Source organism: Pseudomonas sp. SK2, assembly GCF_016772395.1.
GTDB lineage: Bacteria > Pseudomonadota > Gammaproteobacteria > Pseudomonadales > Pseudomonadaceae > Aquipseudomonas > Aquipseudomonas taiwanensis.
Window position 1 is genome coordinate 4,476,977 of sequence record NZ_CP061944.1, and the last position, 20,341, is coordinate 4,497,317.

The 20,341-nt window shown below is 63.9% G+C and carries 16 protein-coding genes and 1 pseudogene; 8 read left to right on the forward strand and 9 right to left on the reverse strand.

Annotated elements, in window-relative coordinates; translation table 11 throughout:
- Positions 1-8 precede the first annotated feature (8 nt).
- The 5 genes from IF103_RS20125 (at position 9) to IF103_RS20145 (ending at position 5,643) form a co-directional block, all read left to right on the forward strand.
- Positions 9-683 (forward strand): heavy metal response regulator transcription factor, encoded by a 675-nt coding sequence (locus IF103_RS20125; RefSeq protein WP_023382289.1) that lies wholly within the window; start codon positions 9-11, stop codon positions 681-683.
- On the forward strand, positions 658-2,070 hold the full coding sequence (locus IF103_RS20130; protein WP_104881264.1) for a heavy metal sensor histidine kinase: 1,413 nt from the start codon (positions 658-660) through the stop codon (positions 2,068-2,070). The genes IF103_RS20125 and IF103_RS20130 overlap by 26 nt, the downstream gene beginning before the upstream one ends.
- A gap of 132 nt (positions 2,071-2,202) precedes the next feature.
- Positions 2,203-2,424 carry a hypothetical protein gene (locus IF103_RS20135; protein WP_023382293.1) on the forward strand — a complete coding sequence of 74 codons (222 nt, stop codon included), beginning with the start codon at positions 2,203-2,205 and terminating at the stop codon, positions 2,422-2,424.
- Positions 2,425-2,623: 199 nt separating this feature from the next.
- Complete coding sequence (locus tag IF103_RS20140; protein WP_374374930.1) at positions 2,624-3,961, forward strand: OprD family porin; 1,338 nt, start codon at positions 2,624-2,626, stop codon at positions 3,959-3,961.
- A gap of 185 nt (positions 3,962-4,146) precedes the next feature.
- A complete protein-coding gene (locus IF103_RS20145; protein WP_202675620.1) occupies positions 4,147-5,643 on the forward strand; it encodes a sensor domain-containing diguanylate cyclase in 1,497 nt (498 codons plus the stop codon).
- On the opposite strand, the gene IF103_RS20150 is transcribed toward IF103_RS20145, so the two are convergent.
- Positions 5,640-6,116, reverse strand: coding sequence for a ferritin-like domain-containing protein (locus IF103_RS20150; protein WP_104881262.1), 477 nt, complete (start codon positions 6,114-6,116; stop codon positions 5,640-5,642). The two genes, IF103_RS20145 and IF103_RS20150, sit on opposite strands and share 4 nt — an antisense overlap.
- 200 nt (positions 6,117-6,316) lie before the next feature.
- Here IF103_RS20150 and IF103_RS20155 point away from each other — a divergent pair, with 200 nt between their 5' ends.
- A complete protein-coding gene (locus IF103_RS20155) occupies positions 6,317-6,538 on the forward strand; it encodes a DUF3820 family protein (RefSeq protein ID WP_023382297.1) in 222 nt (73 codons plus the stop codon).
- Between the two features lie 83 nt (positions 6,539-6,621).
- Here IF103_RS20155 and IF103_RS20160 read toward each other — a convergent pair whose 3' ends face one another.
- Genes IF103_RS20160 through ptsP form a run of 3 tightly spaced genes read right to left on the reverse strand, consistent with a single transcriptional unit; the run spans position 6,622 to position 12,158 of the window.
- A complete protein-coding gene (locus IF103_RS20160) occupies positions 6,622-8,361 on the reverse strand; it encodes a PTS fructose-like transporter subunit IIB (RefSeq protein ID WP_023382298.1) in 1,740 nt (579 codons plus the stop codon).
- Positions 8,358-9,305, reverse strand: a complete 948-nt coding sequence (pfkB, locus tag IF103_RS20165; protein WP_202675621.1) for a 1-phosphofructokinase — start codon at positions 9,303-9,305, stop codon at positions 8,358-8,360. The genes IF103_RS20160 and pfkB overlap by 4 nt, the downstream gene beginning before the upstream one ends.
- Entirely contained in the window at positions 9,306-12,158 is a 2,853-nt protein-coding gene (gene ptsP, locus IF103_RS20170) for a phosphoenolpyruvate--protein phosphotransferase (protein WP_202675622.1), read from the reverse strand.
- A 284-nt stretch (positions 12,159-12,442) separates the two neighbouring features.
- Here ptsP and cra point away from each other — a divergent pair, with 284 nt between their 5' ends.
- Together cra and IF103_RS20180 are read left to right on the forward strand one after the other, a co-directional pair.
- Complete coding sequence (cra, locus tag IF103_RS20175; protein ID WP_023382301.1) at positions 12,443-13,438, forward strand: catabolite repressor/activator; 996 nt, start codon at positions 12,443-12,445, stop codon at positions 13,436-13,438.
- A 2-nt stretch (positions 13,439-13,440) separates the two neighbouring features.
- The gene (locus tag IF103_RS20180) at positions 13,441-14,217 is read left to right on the forward strand and encodes a TatD family hydrolase (protein ID WP_023382302.1); all 777 of its coding nucleotides are present in this window, start codon (positions 13,441-13,443) and stop codon (positions 14,215-14,217) included.
- 84 nt (positions 14,218-14,301) lie between these two features.
- On the opposite strand, the gene IF103_RS25490 is transcribed toward IF103_RS20180, so the two are convergent.
- The 5 genes and pseudogenes from IF103_RS25490 to IF103_RS20200 form a co-directional block, all read right to left on the reverse strand.
- Positions 14,302-15,231: a methyl-accepting chemotaxis protein gene (locus tag IF103_RS25490; RefSeq protein ID WP_502709919.1), complete on the reverse strand. Its 930-nt coding sequence runs from the start codon at positions 15,229-15,231 to the stop codon at positions 14,302-14,304.
- Positions 15,208-16,281, reverse strand: a pseudogene (locus tag IF103_RS25495) (methyl-accepting chemotaxis protein); the annotation flags it as partial. The gene IF103_RS25490 and the pseudogene IF103_RS25495, both read right to left, overlap by 24 nt.
- A gap of 168 nt (positions 16,282-16,449) precedes the next feature.
- Positions 16,450-17,280, reverse strand: a complete 831-nt coding sequence (gene ampE / locus IF103_RS20190; RefSeq protein ID WP_202675623.1) for a regulatory signaling modulator protein AmpE — start codon at positions 17,278-17,280, stop codon at positions 16,450-16,452.
- Positions 17,277-17,843 (reverse strand): 1,6-anhydro-N-acetylmuramyl-L-alanine amidase AmpD, encoded by a 567-nt coding sequence (gene ampD, locus IF103_RS20195; protein ID WP_202675624.1) that lies wholly within the window; start codon positions 17,841-17,843, stop codon positions 17,277-17,279. The genes ampE and ampD overlap by 4 nt, the downstream gene beginning before the upstream one ends.
- Before the next feature lie 97 nt (positions 17,844-17,940).
- On the reverse strand, positions 17,941-20,115 hold the full coding sequence (locus IF103_RS20200; protein ID WP_027907451.1) for a DUF1631 domain-containing protein: 2,175 nt from the start codon (positions 20,113-20,115) through the stop codon (positions 17,941-17,943).
- Between the last annotated feature and the right edge of the window lie 226 nt (positions 20,116-20,341).

Below are 20,341 nucleotides of genomic sequence, written 5' to 3' on the forward strand. Positions count from 1 at the left end.
ACAAGACCATGCGTGTGCTGATCATCGAAGACGAAGAAAAAACCGCCGACTACCTGTATCGCGGCCTGAGCGAACAGGGCTTCACCGTGGACCTCGCACGCGACGGCATCGACGGCCTGCACCTGGCCCTGGAAGGCGACTACGCGGTGATCGTGCTCGACGTGATGCTGCCTGGCCTGGATGGCTATGGCGTGCTGCGTGCACTGCGGGCGCGCAAGCAGACGCCGGTGATCATGCTGACCGCTCGCGAACGGGTCGAGGACCGTATCCATGGCTTGCGCGAAGGTGCCGACGATTATCTGGGCAAACCGTTCTCGTTTCTGGAACTGGTCGCTCGCCTGCAAGCCCTCACCCGCCGCAGCAGCAGCCATGAACCTTTGCAGGTCCAGGTCGGCGACCTGTGGATCGACCTGATGGCGCGCAAGGCCAGCCGTGCCGGCCAGCGCCTGGACCTCACCGCCAAGGAGTTCTCGCTGCTCAGCGTACTGGCCCGGCGGCAGGGCGAGATCCTGTCCAAGACCGCCATTGCCGAACTGGTCTGGGACATCAATTTCGACAGCGACGCCAATGTGGTCGAGGTGGCGATAAAACGCCTGCGCGCCAAACTCGACGGCCCGTTCGACAACAAGCTGCTGCACACCATACGAGGCATGGGCTATGTCCTGGAAAACCGTGCCGGCTAACTCCATCGCCCTGCGATTGTCGGCGCTGTTCATCCTGGTGGCGATGGGCGTGTTCCTGTTGATTGGCTCGGCGTTGTACCGCCAGGTCGATCGCAGCCTCGACCTGCTGCCCGCTGCCGAGCTCGATGCGCGTTTCAGCGTGCTTGAGTCGACCCTCAACCGCTATGGCACCCCTGAGCACTGGGCCAAGATCACCAACAAGCTCAACCTGCTCAGCGAAGAAGACCGGCGCATCCGCTTCTGGGTGGTCAGCCAAACCCCGGCATTCGAGTATGGCCAGCCGGACGCGCTTATCCGCACATTCGCCGAAGGGCCGCAGGGTATGCGCGAGCTGCGCCTGCCCGATCGGCCCTACCCCTACAAAGTGCTGGTCAGCGAACTCCCACCTTTGGCGGGCCGCCCCGCGTTGCGCTTTCTGATCGGCATCGATACCGAAACCTTCTGGCAGGCCCAGCACAGCTTGTTGGTGGCCATCGTTGGTCTTGCCGTGCTCGGTGTGCTGTTGGCCTCGCTGCTGGGCTACTGGGTGGCGCGCATTGGCCTGCGTCCGCTTCTGGCCCTCTCCAACGAAGCCCAGGCGCTGGCGCCGCCACGTCTGGACGGACGCCTGCAAACCCACGACCTGGCGCCTGAGCTGGCGCAATTCGCAGGCGCCTTCAATGCCGCGCTCGACCGGGTCAGCCAGGCGTATTCGCGGCTCGAGGCCTTCAACGCCGACGTCGCCCATGAATTGCGCTCGCCACTGACCAACCTGATCGGCCAGACCCAGGTCGCCCTGACCCGTGGTCGCAGCGCCGAGCACTACTTCGAAGTGCTGCAATCGAACCTCGAAGAGCTGGAGCGACTGCGCAGCATCATCAACGACATGCTGTTCCTGGCCAGCGCCGACCAGGGCAGCAAGGCCACGGCCCTGACCCAGGCCTCGCTGGCCGAAGAGGTGGCGACCACCTTGGACTACCTGGACTACATCCTTGAAGACGCGCAGGTCCGCGTCACCGTCAGCGGCGACGCCCAGGCGCCCATCGAGAAAGCCCAATTGCGCCGGGCACTGATCAACCTGATCAACAATGCCGTGCAGCATACCGCGCCCAAGCAGGTGATCCAGGTGCACATCGCTGCCGACGCCGAACAGGTCAGCATCGCCGTGAGCAACCCCGGCCCCGCCATCGAGGGTACCCACCTGCCGCTGCTGTTCGAGCGCTTCTACCGGGTGGACGCGGCGCGCAGCAACAGTGGCGGCGGCAACCACGGCCTGGGGCTGGCCATCGTCAAGGCCATTGCCCTGATGCATGGCGGCGATGTTTTCGTGCGCAGCGAAGCCGGCGCCAACACCTTTGGCATTCGCCTTCCAAGCGCTCAACTACGCGGGTTTGAGGCAAAAATCTAAGCCAGTTCAGCGGCGATAATTACTTTTTGTGCAACAGTGCTTATCGTACCCGATACTGTTTCCCGGGCATTGAAAGGACTAACTTTAGTCCTGTCTCAATCAGCACTTGCCAAGCAAGAAGGTAGTTTCAAAATGTCCAACAGTATGGGTATTGCCAGCGTCTTCATCCTGTCTTCCCTGTTGTTGTCGCCCCTGGCCATGGCCGAAGAATCCCAGGCTTTCGTCGCCCGTAACGCACAACTGGCCGCAGCTCAGCAAGAAGCTCGCGAAGCCGTGGCACACAAGGCAGACACTCTGAAAGACGCCAAGCAGACAGCTTCCAAAGCTTCTGTCGACGCCAATGCCGACAGCTGAGTTGTCGCTGTCACCGTTTCCGATTTCCCTTGGCTACGCCATGGGCACCTCCCGTGCCGGTATGTTAGCCTTTTAAAGCCGCTGATCGCTCAGCGGCTTTTTTTATGTGCTTTAACCATCAGCGCGGCCGAAGCGTCACTAATAAGAAAGTTGCACATTCAAAAATAAAAACTGCCCCACCGATAGACCAAAGGAGCTCATACCGGTGCTTACCGCGTATCGTCTTACCCCGTTATTCGTTGCATTGGCCGCAACGATTCCCTTCGCCGCCCAGGCCGATGAAGACAAAGCTGAAGGCTTCATCGAGGGTTCTTCGCTGAACCTGCATTTCCGCAACGCCTACTTCAACCGCGATAACCACCTCCCCGGCGTGCGTGACACCCGTGAGTGGGGCCAGGGCGCGGTTGCCCGGTTCGAGTCCGGCTACACGCCGGGTGTCGTCGGCTTCGGCCTCGACGCCCATGCCATGCTGGGCCTGAAACTCGATGGCGGTGGCGGCCATGCCGGCACCAGCATCCTGCCTACGCACTTCAAGAACGAAGACGAACTGGGTGCCGCGCCGCACTCGTTCTCGACCGCAGGTGCAGCCGTCAAGCTCAAGGCTTTCGACACCGAGCTCAAGGCCGGTGACCTGTTCCTTACCAATCCGGTGATCGCTGGCGGTGAAACCCGCATGCTGCCGCAGACGTTCCGCGGCGTGCATCTGACCAACAACAGCATCGAAGGCCTGATGCTCGAAGCCGGTCAGGCCAGTTTCACCAAGCCGTACAACCAGAGCGGACACCGCCGCATCGACACCTACTACGGCAAGCTGGGTGACAACGAGAGCAAGCACCTGAACTGGGCAGGCGCGTCCTGGACGGGCACCGAGAACATCACCGCCAACCTGTATGCCGCAGAGCTGAAGGACATCTGGAACCAGTACTACGCCGACTTCGACTACACCTACGTAGTCAACGACCTGGTCAGCCTGAACCCAGGCGTGCACTTCTACCACACCCAGGACACCGGCCAGGCGCTGCTGGGCAAGATCGACAACAACACCTACAGCGTGCACTTCACCGTCAACGCCGGGTTCCACAGCGTCACCGCCGCCTACCAGCGGGTCAACGGCAACACGCCGTTCGACTACATCAACCTGGGTGACAGCATCTACCTGGACAACTCGCGTATGTACTCGGACTTCAACGCCCCCAACGAGAAGTCCTGGAAGCTGCAGTACAACTACGACTTCGCAGGCCTGGGTGTACCGGGCCTGACGTCGTCACTGTCGTACTCGCGCGGTGAAGCGGACCTGACCAAGGCTGACAAGGACCTGACCCACTACGACTACTACCGCGCGGACGGCAAGAACGCCATGCACTGGGAACGTGACCTGGACGTGAAGTATGTGTTCCAGGAGGGCAACCTGAAGGATCTGTCGGTACTGCTGCGCTATGCCACCCACCGTGGCAGCCAGGGCTATGCGTCCATCGACAGCAACAGTGACAACGATGAACTGCGGGTGATCGTCGATTACCCGGTGAACATCTTCTGACGCATTGATCGCCAGCCAGCCGACGACTACCGGGTTGCAAACGCTCAGTAGGAGCCGGTTGGCCGGCGACTTGGGCTGAAAAACAGCCCCCACAGGTAATTCCGTCGGACAAATCTTGTCCGACAATCCTCGCTTCCCTAGAATACTGCCGCCGCATAACGGCCCCTGCCTCAGCAGTAGCGAGCATGCCCACCCGATCTCCGCGTATCGCACTCTACAGGTCGCACCCCGAACTGATCCTGAACCTGGCCAGTTGCCTTGCCGTGCTCGCTATCGTGGCCATCGTCAGCTACCTGCTGGCACGCGAAAGGGACAGCGTCGAGCTGTCGGCCATTCGCTCGTCCAACAACATCGTCCAGCTCATCGAAAGCGATATCCTGCGCAACGTCGAGCTCTACGATCAGTCCTTGCAAGGCCTGATCTGGGCCGTAAGCCGAAAGGAATTGCCGGACATACCCACCAGCTTGCGCCAGCGTCTGCTGTTCAATGGCGCCTTCGTCGACCACAAGCGCGGCGATCTGCTCTGGCTCGACAAGCAAGGCAACGTAGTGGGCGATTCCACCAGCACCGTCCCACGCACGGCCAACTTGGCCAACACCAGCATTTTTCAGGCCCACCTGCATAACCCCAATCTGGGGTTGCTGGTCGGCCCGCCCTTTAAGTCCAAACTCAGCGACCTGGATTGGTGCATCAGCTTCAGCCGACGTATTTCAGGGCCTGACGCCGCGTTCGTTGGGGTAGCTGCCGGCGCACTGCGCCTGTCGTACTTCAGCGAGCTGTTCCGGCGACTGGATATCGGCGACGACAGTAGCATCAACCTGATCAACACCGACGGACAACTGCTGGCACGACAACCGACGCGCCCCCAGGACCCGATGATCGGGGCCAACGTCAACGACAGCCCCAACTTCAAGCGCATCCTCAGTGAGCACCGGGGCAGCTTCACCGCCCGCTCCAGCTTCACTGGCGCACCCCGTATCTACACCTTCGCACGTGTTGCCGACCTGCCATTGATCGTGCTGGTAGTGCACTCGGCCGACGAGGTGTTCCAGTCCTGGCGACGCACCGCGATTCTGGTCAGCGGTGCCACCGGTGTGCTGTGCATCGGTATCCTCTGGCTGAGCCTGTTGCTGGGCCGAGAGCTGCGCCGCCGCCAGGAAGCCGAACAAGGCCTGGCGACACTGGCCGCCACCGACAGCCTGACCGGACTGGCCAACCGCCGCCGCCTGGACCAGGTGCTGCGTCAGGAATGGGCTCGTGCCCAGCGAAATCGACAGCCATTGGCGGTGCTGATGGTGGATGTGGATCACTTCAAGGCCTTCAACCAACGTCACGGCCATGCCGGCGGGGACCATGCGCTACGGGAAGTGGCCAAGACCATCGAACAGTGCATCCGGCGCCCGGCAGACCTTGCGGCACGCTATGGCGGGGAGGAGTTCCAGGTGGTGCTGCCGGAGACCGACCTGGCCGGCGCCAAGCTTCTTGCCGAACGCATCCGTTCGAGCGTGCAAGCACTGGCACCTTTTGCCGACGATGCCCATTCGGTGACGGTGAGCATTGGCATCGGCCTGTACCTGCCGGGCACCCAGCACGATCTGGCAAGCGTGCTGGGTGCGGCAGATGAGGCGCTCTACCGGGCCAAGGCCAATGGCCGTAACCGGGTCGAGGCGCCTCCGGTTTAGGAACGTGCGCGAACAGCGTCGCGCAGTGCCTTCACCTGGTCGTGGTTGCGCTGCACACCCTCGAGTTGCTTCTCGACGATCATGTAGGTCTGGTCGTTGGCGCCCCGGCCCAGTTTGACCAGTTTTTCGCGGGCTTCCTTATAGGCCTTCAAGGCGTGGTCTTCACCGCGCTCGACTTCGTTGAGCACCGCTTCTTCATCCTTGCCGGTGACCATCGACTTGAGGTTGACCCAGCCACGGTGCAGGTCGCCGCTGATGCTGGTGGAAGTTTCCGGATCGCCACCCAGGCGGCGCACATCACTCTGCAACTCTGCGGCGGCCGAGGCGCATTCGCCTGCGCGCTGCACGAAGAAGGCTTTGAGCTCAGGGTTCTTCACGTCTTCGGCCGACGTCTTGAATCCTTTCTCGCCATCCTTGCTGTACTCGATCAGGTCGTTGAGCACGTTGATAACGTCTTTGTTCGGGTTGCTCATGGCATGAACTCCTTGGCAGGTGGAAGTCCCTAGGAACAGAGCAGCGTTCATGCCAAGCGCCAACGAATCGTTAAAACGTTGTAAATCAATAAGTTATCTAATGAGGCAAACGAACTGGAAGCGGCGTTCTGCATGATTGCCGCTTGGGCACCCGTGCAGATTGCAGTATGGTCTGCGCTTTTACTCAGCCAGATGCGCCCATGAAACCGGAAACCCTCGAACTACTGGTCACCCGTACCATGCCCTTCGGCAAATACCAGGGCCGGATCATCGCCGACCTGCCTGGGGATTATTTGGCCTGGTTCGCTCGCAAGGGGTTTCCCACTGGAGAGCTGGGCGGGTTGCTGGCATTGATGCACGAGATCGACCACAACGGGTTGATGGACCTGCTGGTGCCGTTGCGTCAGAAGCACCGGCGATAAGGCCCCCGCAGCGTCGATGCTGCGGGATTCTGGATTGTCTTGCGCGGCCTCATCGCCGGCAAGCCGGCTCCTGCAGGGCATACCTAGCCTTTGGCAGGCGCTACCGCCAGTTCCACGCGCTCGCTCTTCTTGATCACGGCATACACCACCGCTGTCAGCAGGCTGCCCGCCACGATCGCCAGCAGGTAGAGCAGCGCGTGGTTGATCGCATTAGGGATCAGCAGCACGAACAACCCACCATGCGGTGCCATCAGCTTGCACCCGAAATACATCGACAAGGCACCGGTCAACGCACCGCCTGCGATACTCGCCGGAATCACCCGCAAGGGGTCTTTGGCAGCGAATGGGATGGCCCCTTCGGAAATGAAGCAAAGCCCTAGTACCAGCGCAGCCTTGCCGGCCTCACGCTCGCTCTGGGCGAACTTGCGCCGGGCGAGGAAGCTGGCGATGCCCAGTCCAATCGGCGGCACCATGCCGGCGGCCATGGTCGCGGCCATCGGTGCATAGCTGGACGAAGCCAGCAGCCCCACCGAGAAGGCGTAGGCCGCCTTGTTGATCGGGCCGCCAAGGTCCACGCACATCATGCCGCCCAGCAACAGCCCGAGAAGAATCGCATTGGTGGTGCCCATACTGTCGAGGAAGCGGGTCAGGCCTTCGAGCATGGCCGCCACCGGCTGGCCAACCACATAGATCATCACCAGCCCAGTGAACAGGCTGGCCAGCAACGGAATGATCAGAATCGGCTTGAGGGCATCGAGACTGCTGGGCAGACGCGCCCAGCGGGCAATGGCCTTGGCGCTGTAGCCGGCGAGAAAACCGGCGACGATGCCGCCAATGAACCCAGCCCCCAGGGTGCTGGCCAGCAGGCCACCGATCATGCCGGGGGCCAGCCCCGGGCGGTCGGCAATCGACCAGGCGATATAGCCGGCCAGCAAAGGCACCATCAGCTTGAACGCGGCCTCACCCCCGATCTGCATCAACGCAGCCGGCAAAGTGCCTGGTTCCTTATAGGCTTCGATACCGAAGACGAACGACAACGCGATCAACAAGCCGCCAGCCACCACCATCGGCAGCATGAACGACACCCCGGTCAGCAGGTGCTTGTAGATACCCGTTTTCTCGGCTTTGCCGGCAGTCGGCGCACCTGCGACATCGGCGGCGCCCTCCAGCTTGCCTTCGGCCAGGGCCTTGTCCAGCGTGGCACGGGCCTGCTTGAGGGCGGTGCCGGTGCCACAACGATAGATGCGCTTGCCGGCGAAGCGTGCCGTCGGCACCTCGATGTCGGCCGCCAGCAACACCACATCGGCTTCGGCGATGGCTTCGGCGGACAGCGGGTTGCGCGCGCCCACCGAACCTTGGGTCTCGACGGTCAGCTGGTAACCCAACTGCTGGGCAGCCTGTTGTAAGGCTTCGGCCGCCATGAAGGTATGCGCTACCCCAGTCGGGCAGGCCGTGATCGCCACGATGCGCGGCGCAACGGCAGTTGCCGATGTGGGGCTGGTGGCAGACGCCCTCAGCACTTGCGCATTGGCCGCGGCTTCATCGAGGAACCCCTCACGGTCGGCCAACGCCTGGGATGGGGTGCTCTGGTACAGGCGCTTGCCGACGAAACGAGCCAGATCGACCGGGCCCGTGCTGATCACCAGCACACAGTCGGCGTCGGCGATCTGTGCAGGCGTCAGTTGTCGCTCGGGATGTTCGCTGTCCTGTACTTCGACACTGGTGCTCCAGCCCCGGCGCTGAGCCGCCGCGGCCAGCAGGCGAGCACTGAGCACGCTCGACACCTGCCCGTTGGGGCAAGCGGTGACAATGGCAATGTTCATCGGCAACCCTCTTGTTGTTCTGTCAGTTGCACACCCGCTTCCAGGCGAGCCAACTGCTCGCGATCACGAATGCCGAAGCCGACTTGGGTGACGGCCTGGGCAGCAATCGCGGTGGCCCGGCGCAAGGTATCGGTCGGCGCTTCGCTCTGCAGCAAGCCATGCACCATGCCGGCTACCAGGGAATCGCCCGCCCCCACCGTGCTGGCGACCCGCACTTTCGGCGGTCGAGCCTGCACCGTGAGGTTATCGGCGAACCAACGGACCCCTTCCGCCCCATCGGAAACCACCACATGCTCGACGCCATCGGCCAGCAGGCGCAGGGCCGCCGCGCGCTGCTGCGCTGCACTGTCCACGGTCAGGCCAAGCACTTCGCCCAACTCCTCGGTGTTGGGCTTGACCAGCCACGGCGCGCTGCGCAGCCCGGCGCGCAGGGCTTCGCCGCTGCTGTCGAGCGCGACTTTCAGGCCCAGGCCCTTGAGGCGCACGAGCAATTGGTTGAACCACTCAGGGCTCACTCCACGCGGCAGGCTGCCTGCGACCACCACGGCATCCTGTCCGGGGGCCACCTGCTCCAACACACGCAGCAGGGCCTCCTGAGCCGCTTCGTCGACTTCAGGCCCCTGCCCGTTGATATCGGTCACGCGGCCGTCGGCCTCGACCAGCTTGATGTTGCTACGGGTTTCGCCTGGAACGCGTACGAAGCAGTCGGTAAAACCGCGCCACTCGATCAGGGCTTCGAAGGCCTGGAGGTTGTCGCGGCCAAGGAAGCCGCCGACCGTGACGCTGTGCCCCAGGTCAGCCAGCACCTGGGCAACGTTCAGGCCTTTACCGGCGGCATGACTCTGCTGGGCCTGGCTGCGGTTCACGTGGCCGGGACGCAGGGCATCGAGGCTGACTGTGATGTCCAGCGCCGGGTTCAGGGTCAGGGTGAGGATCTTGGCCATTCAGTAACGCTCCACCAGCGCGCGAACCGCCGCGGCGCTGTCTTGTTGCAGGGCCTCGCGCGCCAGGGCGCGGGCCGTCTGGTGATCGGCCTGGCGAACCAGGGCTTTGACTTCTGCAATGCTGCGGGCCGCGACGCTGAGCTCGTCGACGTCCAGGCCGAGCAGCACGGCGACTGCCTGCGGGTCCGCGGCCAGCTCGCCGCACACGCCCACCCACTTGCCCTCGGCATGGGCGGCGCGCACGGTCATGTCGATCAGGCTCAACACCGCCGGGTGCAGGCCATCTGCCTGGGCCGATAGGCTCGGATGGCCACGGTCGATGGCCAGGGTGTACTGGGTCAGGTCGTTGGTGCCGATGCTGAAGAAATCCACCTCACGGGCCAGCTGTGCGGCCAACAAGGCCGCCGAAGGCACCTCGACCATGATTCCGACCTGCAGGTCTGCCACCGGGATTTCCTCACGCAGACGTTCGACCATGGCCCGGGCTTCGCGCCATTCGTGAATCTGGCCGACCATCGGGAACATGATCCGCAGCGGCCGTTGATCGGCCGCACGCAGCAGGGCGCGCAGCTGCTCTTCCATGACCTGCGGCCGTTGCAGGGTCAGACGCACGCCGCGCACACCGAGGAAGGGGTTCTCCTCCGCGGCGATGGGCCAGTAAGGCAGCGGTTTGTCGCCTCCCACATCGAGAGTCCGCACCACCAGTGGCCGACCCTGCAGGCCGTCGAGCACGCGGCGGTACTCGGCCTCCTGGGTGGCGACGTCGGGTGCTTGGGGGTGGGCCATGAAAATCAGTTCGGTACGCAGCAGGCCGACACCTTCGGCGCCTTGATCCACCACCTTGTCGATAGCCGTGCTTTCACCGATATTGGCGAACACTTCGACGGCATGGCCGTCGCGGGTCACCGCCGGCTCATGACGACTGGCCCAGGCCGCCTGCAAACGCTGCTCGCGCAGGTCGCGTTCGGCCAGGGCACGTTGCAGCTCGTCAGCGCCAGGCGCGACGCTGACCAAACCACGCTGGCCGTCCAGCAGCAGCGCGGTGCCAGGCGCCAGCAGCAGAATCGACTCGCCCACGCCCACCACCGCCGGAATGCCCAAGGCACGGGCGACAATCGCGCTATGAGCGGTGGCCCCGCCGTGCGCAGTGACGATACCGGCGACCCGGGCCGGGTCCAGCCGGGCGACATCGGATGGGCCAACTTCGGCCATCACCAGCACGTAGGGTTGCTCCGGGGCCTCCTGGGTCTGCCGGCCGCACAGCTGGGCCAATACCCGCCGACCGATATCGCGCAGGTCGGCCGCGCGCTCAGCGAGCAGGGCATCGTGCAGCGCTTCCTGCTGGCGCGCAGCCGCTTCGATGACCGCCATCCATGCAGCCGCGGCGCTTTCGCCCTGAGCCAGACGCAGTTCGACATCGTCGGTCAGCGCGGGGTCGGCGAGCATTTCCTGGTGGGTGACGAAGATCTCGCCAATGGCCTTTTCGCTACGTTGTACCAAGGCCTGGAGTTCAGCATTCACCGCCTCCAACGCTTGGCGCAGCTTCACCCGCTCCTGGGCGGGCGATTCGCCGCGCAGGGGGTAATCGATGTCACGCTCGACACACAGGTACGCAGGGCCAGCGGCAATGCCTGGGGCAGCACCGACGCCCTGGATATGGCTACCGGCCAGCGGAGGCTGAAGCGCGTCGGCCTCTACCATAGGCTCCGGCACCACACATTTGGGCAGAGGCTCCACCTCTTCGCCAAGGCCTTGCTCGATGGCGGCCAGCAACACCGGCAGCGCATCGGCGGCGATGCCAGGCTCGGCGATCAGTTCGAGCGCCTGGCCTCGCCGCGCCCCTAGGCTCAGCAGCTTGCTCAGGCTCTTGACCGATACTGCTGGCTGCGCGCTGTCCAGCAGACGCACCCTGATTTCCCCCTCGAAGCCCTTTGCAAGCTGCGCCAGCGCTTTGGCCGGGCGGGCGTGCAGACCATGGGGGTTGGCCAGCACCACCCGTACGCTCGGCCAGTCGGCCGGCACCTCGCCGCCCAGCACCTCGAGCACGGCACGGCTGCTGGTGGCCTGGTAGAGCATCTGTCCACGGCCCTCGATCAACACTTCGCACAGGCGTTCGAGCAAGGCCTGATGGGCGGCGCCAAGGCTGGCCAGGCAGAACAGACCATTGAGCGGTTGCTCACGGTAGCGCAGTGGCTGCTGGGGCGTGATGAAGGCCAGGCCGGGCTGCAACACCTGACGCTCGCTGTGCAGCCACCACAACCCTTCGCCCAAGGGCAAGGGCTCAGCCTGTTGCAGCGCGGCGGCAAAGCCATTGTCGACACACCCGGCGCGTTGCAGCAGGCGCGAGCCACGCCAGGCCAGTTCGTCGAAGTCTTCGGCAGCAAGGTTCAGGCTGACCAGTTGGGCGTCCAGCGCCAACGCCTGGGGAGCACCCTGCAGCAACTTGAGCAGCGCTTCGGCAGAACTGGCCCGACGCAGGGCCTCGGCCAGGTCGGTTTCGCCCAACGCGCGGGTCAGCAGTTGCAGCAGGCGCAGGTGCTCGTCGGAGCGGGCCGCGATGCCGATGGCGAGGTAAACCCTCTGCCCATCGCCCCAGTCCACGCCTTCGGGAAACTGCAGCAGGCGCACGCCGGTGGCGAACACCAGGTCGCGGGTCTGCGGTGTGCCGTGGGGAATGGCAATGCCCTGGCCAAGGAAGGTCGACCCCTGCGCCTCGCGGGCCTGAAGCCCCTCCAGATACCCTTCGGCGACCAGGCCGTCAGCGACCAACCGATCCGCCAACAGGCGCAAGGCCTGGGCCTTGTCGGCGGCCTTCTGGCCCATGGCTATCTGCTCTTTGGCGAGCTCGAGCATGACCTTCTCCTTTTGCAGTTCCCAGGTGGGTACTGAGGTATTGTTGTGAAATTCACGAAAACGACCAGTGCTACAGTCGGACGCAGGCAACGACCCCGGCAGAAAATTTGCCTGCTGAAACGATTAATCTGACCAGGCGGCCACGTTACTCGATAATCTGCCGAGGAAAAAGCCCCATCCTGTCGGACAATTGCGACAATGGTCGTCTGCGCGCGGTGCCTGTCCTGGGTCAAACTACCCGGTCTGGCTTCGCGGTCAGCCCCGGTAATAACAAGGAAAACTCGGTGAAACTCAGCGATATCGCCCGTCTGGCCGGTGTGTCCGTGACCACTGCCAGTTACGTCATCAACGGCAAGGCCGAACAGCAGCGCATCAGTAACGCCACGGTCGAGCGGGTACGTGCGGTGGTCGAGGCTCACGGCTTCACCCCCAACCCCCAGGCTGCCGGCTTGCGCAGCCGCCATACCCGCACGCTTGGCTTCATTCTCCCGGATCTGGAAAACCCCAGCTATGCCCGCATTGCCAAGCAGCTGGAGCAAGGCGCCCGCGCCCGTGGCTACCAGCTGTTGATCGCCAGCAGCGACGACCAGCCTGACAGCGAACGTCAGTTGCAGCAGCTGTTCCGCGCCCGCCGCTGCGACGCCCTGTTCGTCGCCAGTTGCCTGGAGCCGCACGACGAAAGCTACCGAGAGCTGCTGGACAAAGGCCTGCCGGTAATCGCCATCGACCGGCGCCTGGATCCAGCCTATTTCTGCTCGGTGATCAGTGACGATCGCGATGCCAGCCGACAGTTGGCCCAAAGCCTGTTGGCCACGCACCCACGCAGCATCGCCCTGATCGGTGCACGCCCCGAACTGTCGGTCAGCCAGGCCCGTGCCGGCGGTTTCGATGAAGCCCTGCAAGGCTTCGGCGGTGATGTACGCCGTTACCAGGGCGAAGCCTTCAGCCGGGAATGCGGGCAGCGCCTGATGCAGCAACTGACCGACGAACTGGGCGGCCTGCCCGATGCGCTGGTAACCACCTCCTACGTGCTGCTGCAAGGCGTGTTCGACGCGCTGCAAGCGCGCCCTGCCAATTCGCGCCAACTGCAGTTGGGCACCTTCGGCGACAACCAGTTGCTCGACTTCCTGCCGCTGCCGGTCAATGCCATGGCCCAGCAGCACGCACTGATCGCCGCCACAGCCCTGGAGCTGGCCCTGGCCGCCATCGAGGACAAGCGCTACGAGCCTGGCGTACATGCCATAGGCCGCACCTTCAAGCAACGCATCGCGGCTGCCTGACCATGCGCCTGATCGACACCCACACCCACCTGGACTTCCCCGATTTCGACCCTGACCGCCGGCGCCTGCTGGACGATGCGGCAGCGCGCGGGGTCGAGCGGATGGTGGTGCTGGGCGTGTATCAGGCCAACTTCCAGCGGGTATGGGACCTGGTCTGTGGTGACCGACGCTTGTTCGCAGCCCTGGGCCTGCACCCGGTCTACCTCGACCAGCACCGTCCCGAGCACCTGACGCAATTGCGCGACTGGCTGGAACGCCTGCGTGGCGATCCACGGTTGTGCGCAGTCGGCGAGTTCGGCCTGGACTACTACCTGCCGGCGCTGGACAAGGCGCAGCAACAGGCGCTGTTCGAGGCGCAGTTGCAGATGGCCTGCGACTTCGAACTGCCGGCCCTGCTGCACGTGCGCCGCAGCCACGCGCAGGTGATCGCCACGCTCAAGCGCTACAAGCCGGCGCGGGCAGGCATCATCCATGCGTTCGCGGGCAGCTACGAGGAGGCCCGCGAATACATCAAGCTGGGCTTCAAGCTGGGGTTGGGCGGCGCCGGCACCTGGCCGCAGGCGTTGAGGCTGCGCAAGACCTTGCCGAGGCTGCCGCTGGAGTGTGTGGTGCTGGAAACCGACTCACCCGACATGGCGCCGGTGATGTTCCCAGGGCTGCGTAACAGCCCGGAGCACTTGCCGGAGATCGCCGCGGCCTTGGCGGAGTTGATTGGCATCGATGTACAGCGGTTGGCCGAGGTCAGCACGCACAATGCGAGTGAATTGTTTGGCTGGTAGTGGCCGGCAATGCCCTATCGCCGGCAAGCCGGCGCCCACAGGCATTGCCCTCGACCCAAGCGAGGGCGGTCCCGCAGGACCGACCTAGACCCGAAAAGCTCCGATCAAACGCTTCAACTCGATTACCTGTGCCGACAGCGCCCGGCTGGCATCTTCGGTCTGGCAGGCTCCCTGGGTGGTGTCCTGCGCCGCCCGGTTGATCGCCACGATATTCTGGTCGATGTCATGGGCCACCGCTGTCTGTTGCTCGACGGCAGCTGCGATTTGCTGGTTCTGCTCGACGATCCCGCCAACCGCGCCGAGGATATTGCCCAACGCCTGCTGTACCTGGCGTGCCTCATCCACCGTGCCCGACGCCATTTGGTGACTGCTGCCCATCGCCTGGACTGCAGCGGCCACGCCGGCTTGCAGGCGCTGGATCATCAGCGCGATTTCTTCGGTGGAGTCCTGGGTGCGTCGGGCCAGCGTGCGCACTTCGTCGGCGACCACGGCAAAGCCCCGGCCCTGCTCGCCGGCGCGGGCCGCCTCGATGGCGGCGTTGAGTGCCAGCAAGTTGGTCTGCTCGGCAATGCTGCGGATCACCTCCAGCACTCGGCCAATCGCCTGGCTGTCGCCGGCCAGTTGGTTGATCGCCGATACCGTCTCGTCGATTTCCGCCGCCAGACGGTCGATGCTGCCTTGCTGGTGCTCCACCAGGCCTCGGCCATTGGCACTCTCACGGTTGACCTGCTGCGCCCCCTCGGCTGCCAGCGCCGCACTGCGCGCCACTTCCAGGGCGGTCGCGCTCATCTGGTTCATCGCCGTGGCCACCTGTTCGATCTGCTCACGCTGACCACTGACCGCCAGGTTGCTGCGAGCCGACACAGCCAGCACCTGCTCGGCCTGCTCCTCGACCGTAGCCACGGTGCGCCCCACCTGGTCGATCAACCCCCGGATGCGCTTGACGGTTTCGTTGAAGCCCTGGCCCAGCTCGCCCAGTTCATCGCGGCTATGGGCCTGGAAGCTGACCGTCATGTCACCGTCCGCGACCTTGTCCATGGCACTGCCCAACTTGCGCAAGGTGGCCTTGGTCGAGACGAAGAAACCACCATAGAGATAGAGAATCAGCGCAAAGACGCCCGCCAGCACGCCGACCAGGCCCACCATACGTAGGCGCTGCTCGCTCAGGCGCGCCTGCAGTTGCCCTTGCAACTGGGCAAGAATGGCATCGTTGAGCTGGTAGGTCTGGCCGATCAGGTCGCTGACTTGTTGATAGAACGTCGCCCAAGGCGCATCCAGGGTCTCGGCCACCACCACCTGCTCCTCGAACAATGCCGCCGCCTGCTTGACCGTGGCCTGGCTAGCCTGCGCGGCCCCTGCCAAGCCTGCCTTCACGGCCTGGTCCCCGGCCAGTGCATCGTCCAGGCGAATGGCATAGTCGGCGGCCAGGCGCTCCAGACGTTGCAGCAGGTCTTCGAACCGAGCGCTGCCGGCAGAGTCGATGAAGCCCCGGCCCAACGCCACGGCACCCATGGCCCTGCCTTCGCCCAGGGTCTGGGTGACCTGGGCCGTAGCAGTGCCTACCAGCTCGCTCAGCTGACGGACCGACGCCTGGTCGTCCTGGCCCAAGCCGGACTGGTTGACCTGCAATTTGCCAAACACTTGGGCAAGGCCCAGCAGCTTGTCGAACAACGCGACCTTGTTCTGCAGCGAGGACTCCACCCGGGCCTGGGCAAAGGCTGCCGACAGCTCCTCGCGCTTGGCCTCCAGCAGTGGGTCATGGCCTTGCAAGGCAAGCAATTGCGCCTGGACCCTGTCCTGCAGCGCAGCGATGCGTGACTCGATGTCTCCAGCCTGACCCGACTGGCCAAGTACCGCGTTGATCTGCAACAGGTTGCCCAGTGATTCCAGATCGCCTCGCAGCGCCAGGCTGCCAGCCAGGGGTGAAATACCCTCGAGTTCGACGCGAGTGGACTGGAATTGCTGGTAGGCATCACGGACCAGATAAAAGCTGGTCACCAGCATGGGCAGGAAGAACAGGACACTGATGAGGCTGAATTTCTGGCCGAAGCTCAGCCGATTCATCAATGCGATGGCCGGATAGAGCAAACGCTTCACAGGTCACCTCCATGGATTCTTATTGTTCTGCGAGATAGCACCAGGCCACTGGTATAACGCAGATCGAATCGGAGGTTTGTAAAGTAAGGTTAACCGATGGCGGCAGGGCCGCAGTGCAAGCCGGCCCCTCCAGGCTCAAACCAGCACGGTCCACAGCGCGAAGCACGCGTACCACAACACGGCGGTGCGCAACAGCAGCTCCCAGAGGCTGTCCAGACGGCCAAGCCCACGCTGACTGTCTTCCTCATCGGGAATGTCGTCGGCAACTCGACCCACCCGGGTCACCAGGTGCGCGGCACTGATGTGCCAGTTCAACAGTTCGTGCAGCATCACACGCATCACGGCAACGAAATTGCCCACCAAGGCGAAGCTCACGGCGATGATCCGCACCGGCAGCCAATCCATGACATGTCGCAGTCGCTCGGCGCTGGCCTTCAATGCGGGCTGACCGCTGTACGCGATGCTCAGCGACAACAAGCGGTAGGCCAGCGCGGCAGCGGGGCCGAGCACGAAATACCAGAAGATCACTGCGAAGAAGCTTTGATAGGCCTGCCACAGCAAATACCCCTGAACCTGCACCAGCAAGGCCCGAGGCTCCTCGGCAACCAGGCCCAGGTCCCGCTCGGCCACATGCAACGCGGCCTGCTCGTCGCCCCGGCGCCAGGCGTCACGAAACGGCCCCAGCGCAGCCTTGGCATCTCCCCGGCCCAGACTGTAGATCAGCACCAACAGGTGCACCGGCATGGCCAGCAGGCCATAGGCCACAGGCTCCAGCACATGCAATAGCAGGGTCAGCAGGATGACCGGTGCCAGCACCAGAATGGCCAGCGTCCACCAGGGATGGACCTTGCCGCTGCGCTCCAGGCGCACCAGCTCTCCCAGGAAAAAGCCATCGCGCTGCAGTCGATGACGCAAGGCCGAAAACTTCTCGACCCAGAGCACCAGCACCAACACCAGAAAACTCATGCGTTGTCCTCGTTTTCCTTGACAGCTTTTCGGTAGCGGGGCCAGTCGAATGCCGGCCCTGGATCGGTCTTGCGTACTGGCGCGATGTCGCTGTGACCCTGGATCCGTGCCAGGTCGATGGCCGGCCAGGCGCGGCGTATCTGTCGCGTCAGTTGCTCCAATGCAGCGTACTGGGCATCGGTGTACGGTAGGTCGTCAGTGCCTTCGAGCTCGATGCCGATGGAGAAGTCGTTGCAGCCTTCACGCCCATCGAACGACGACACACCCGCATGCCAGGCGCGATCGAGCAGTGACACGAACTGGGTAACGGCGCCATCGCGCTCGATGAACAGGTGCGCCGATACCGTCAGGTGGCAGATGCCTTCGAAATAAGGGTGCGCCTTGGGATCGAGCTGGTTCTGGAAGAATGCCTGGACATTGCCCGTGCCAAAGCAGGCAGGCGGCAAGCTGATGTTGTGGATAACCAGCAGGGAAATCGACTCACCTGCAGGGCGCGCGTTGAAGTTCGGCGAGGGGCAATGGGTGACGCCGTCGAACCAGCCTGTCGCACGGTTCAGTTGCATGGGGAGTTCCTGAATAGCAGGGGTTACCCGCGCAGTATGCCCTGCCACCGACACCGGGTGCATGTAAATCATTGTGACGATTGGCCAGCGGGCCGTTTCAGTGGGCGTGTTGCTGCCGCAAGCGGTCCAGGACAGTCTCGAGCGCCCGCTCGAACAGCTGGCCGTCGTCCAGCAGGCGGGCTTCTCCATGGCGCAGGGCTTGTGCCAGGCCCGCCGTGCTCCACTCGCGCGCTTTCATTCCGGTGCGGTTGGCGAACACCAGGCGGTCAGTGCCGTCGATGCGCGCCACCAGCTTGCAGCGCAGCGGCTCCTCGTCATCGAACACCTCGACCCAGCTGCCGATACGCAGGCGCTGGACCTGCTGCATGTGCATGGCCAGGCCATCGGACTGACGCAAGGGCGCACAGGCCGGTTCTTCGGCAATCGCCAAGACGATGTCGTCGCCGACCAGCACCTCTGCCAAGGCCGGATCGTCGTCGACTGTAGACGGCTCTCCCCCGGCGCAAGCACGCAGGTGCAACCGCTCCAGGGCAAGGAAGAATTCGCGAGTGGCGGCCGAATCCTGCGCCACGCCCGCCAGGCCGTCGCGCAGGGCCTTGAGCAGCCCCGGCACCTGCTGCAACAGGCGCTCACAAGCCCGCGGCCCGTGGTGGGGGGCAATACTGGCCAGCAATGCGTCCAAGGTTGCCAAAGCGTTGACCCAGGCCAGGGACGCCTCGCCTTGCTTGAGCCATGCCAGCATCATCACCTGGCTCCATGACTGCACCAGCATCTGCACCACCACCTGCGGCCATACATGCCCGCGCAAGCGCTGATTGAGCGCCTGCTGCACCTGCTGTCGGGCCTGCAAGGCACGCGCACGGCCTTCCTCGGCATCGCGGGTGCGCTGCTCAAGCAGTTCGTTGCGTCGCCGTTCGTCCTGGTTGAACGTCACGAAGTCTTCCAGCAGTTCGGCAAACAGACCCACGTCGTCGGTGAAATCGTTCAGCAGCCGCTGGACGATGCGCTCCACACGCAGATGCAGGCTGTCGCGCAGGCCCTGCGCATGGGCATCCCAGCCGAACGAGGCAGCGGCCAATTCGTTGAGCAAGCGCCGCACGGGATGGCTGGGCCGGCTGAACACGCCCTTGTCGAGCAGCGCGACCTTCAGCACCGGTATATGCAAACGGCCCAGCAATGCGCGCAGGGATGGCGGCAAGTTGTCGTCAGCCAGGATGAAGTCGAACAGCAGGCCGACGAGGTTGATCATGTCTTCGTCGGCCGTGGCGATACGCCTGCGGGTACCGCTGCGAACACTGACACGCAACAACAGCTGCTCGAGCTGCTGGCCAAGGACGAAGTCCTCAGGCTCGTAGGTGGCCGGTACGTACTGTTGAAGGTGCGACAGCAGGCGCAACAGGTCGGCGGTGCTGATCGGATGGGCAGTCGCCACCGCTTGCAAGCGCGGCGCGAACCGCCCGCGTTCGGGTGCCAGCAGGCCTTGCAACGAATCGAAGAACGCCTGACCGGCCGCATTCTGGCCGGTAACATCCTCGCGGACCTCGGCTGCCAACGCACGCCGGGATGCCCGTTGCCGATCTTCTGCCCGGCGGCGCGGCGCAGGCTGCAGGTCGGGCAGCACGCCTGCCGCGGCGAGCAACTGGTTCGCCTCGCCATATAGCACGTCGATGTCACGCAGAACGTAGCGTTCGAACAACTTCAACAGCACCAGCTTGACCCGCAGCCCGACCCCCAGGCTGCGCCCGGCGTCGAGGAAGTAGCCGCACAGCGCGCCAGGCTCCAGCGGGTTGTGCCAGTCGTCCAGCGCATGGCCAAGCAAAGTCTGGAACCGAAGGTTCAGTTGCCCCAGCGCAAGGCCATCGCGCGACAGCACCCGCGCGATCATGCCATCGACCGCGGCGGCCCGCTCCAGCTGCGCCTGCCCGCGCGGGCTGTCAGGCTGACTGAGGCCAGCCAAGGGGTCGACCCGGCCCAGGCGCGCGAAGGCATCGTGGTAGATATCGAGAAAACCGCGCTCGATGCTCTTGCGCTTGAGCCGCAAGTCGCGCATCGCTTCGAAGTACAGGTTCTGGTCGAAACGCTCAGCGGCCTTGTCCGCCATTTCGAAAAGGGTGTCGTCGGCATTGTCGAACAAGTCCTGCAGGGCCTGGCGCAACTGCAAGGCAGCTTTGTCGCGTACCTGCAGCAGCAACATGGGGAGGCAAGGCAAAGGCGTACGCACGCCACGATCGATGGCCGCCGCCAAGGGCACCACCTTGCCTTCTTTTTGCATCCCTGACTCCTTGCTGGGTGTTTTCAAGTCTTAGCGCGAAAATCGTCAAAGCTATGACGCCAAATATTGGTCGATATTATCGATAAAAAAGCGGGCCTCTGCCAGCATCCATTGCATCGCAGGGTAAAGACCATGGGTTGAAGCGAATGCTCGGCGCACCTGACCAAAGGTCACCTGCAAGGCGGCTGTACACACCGTCCCCCTGCCCTATAATCGCCGGCACCTA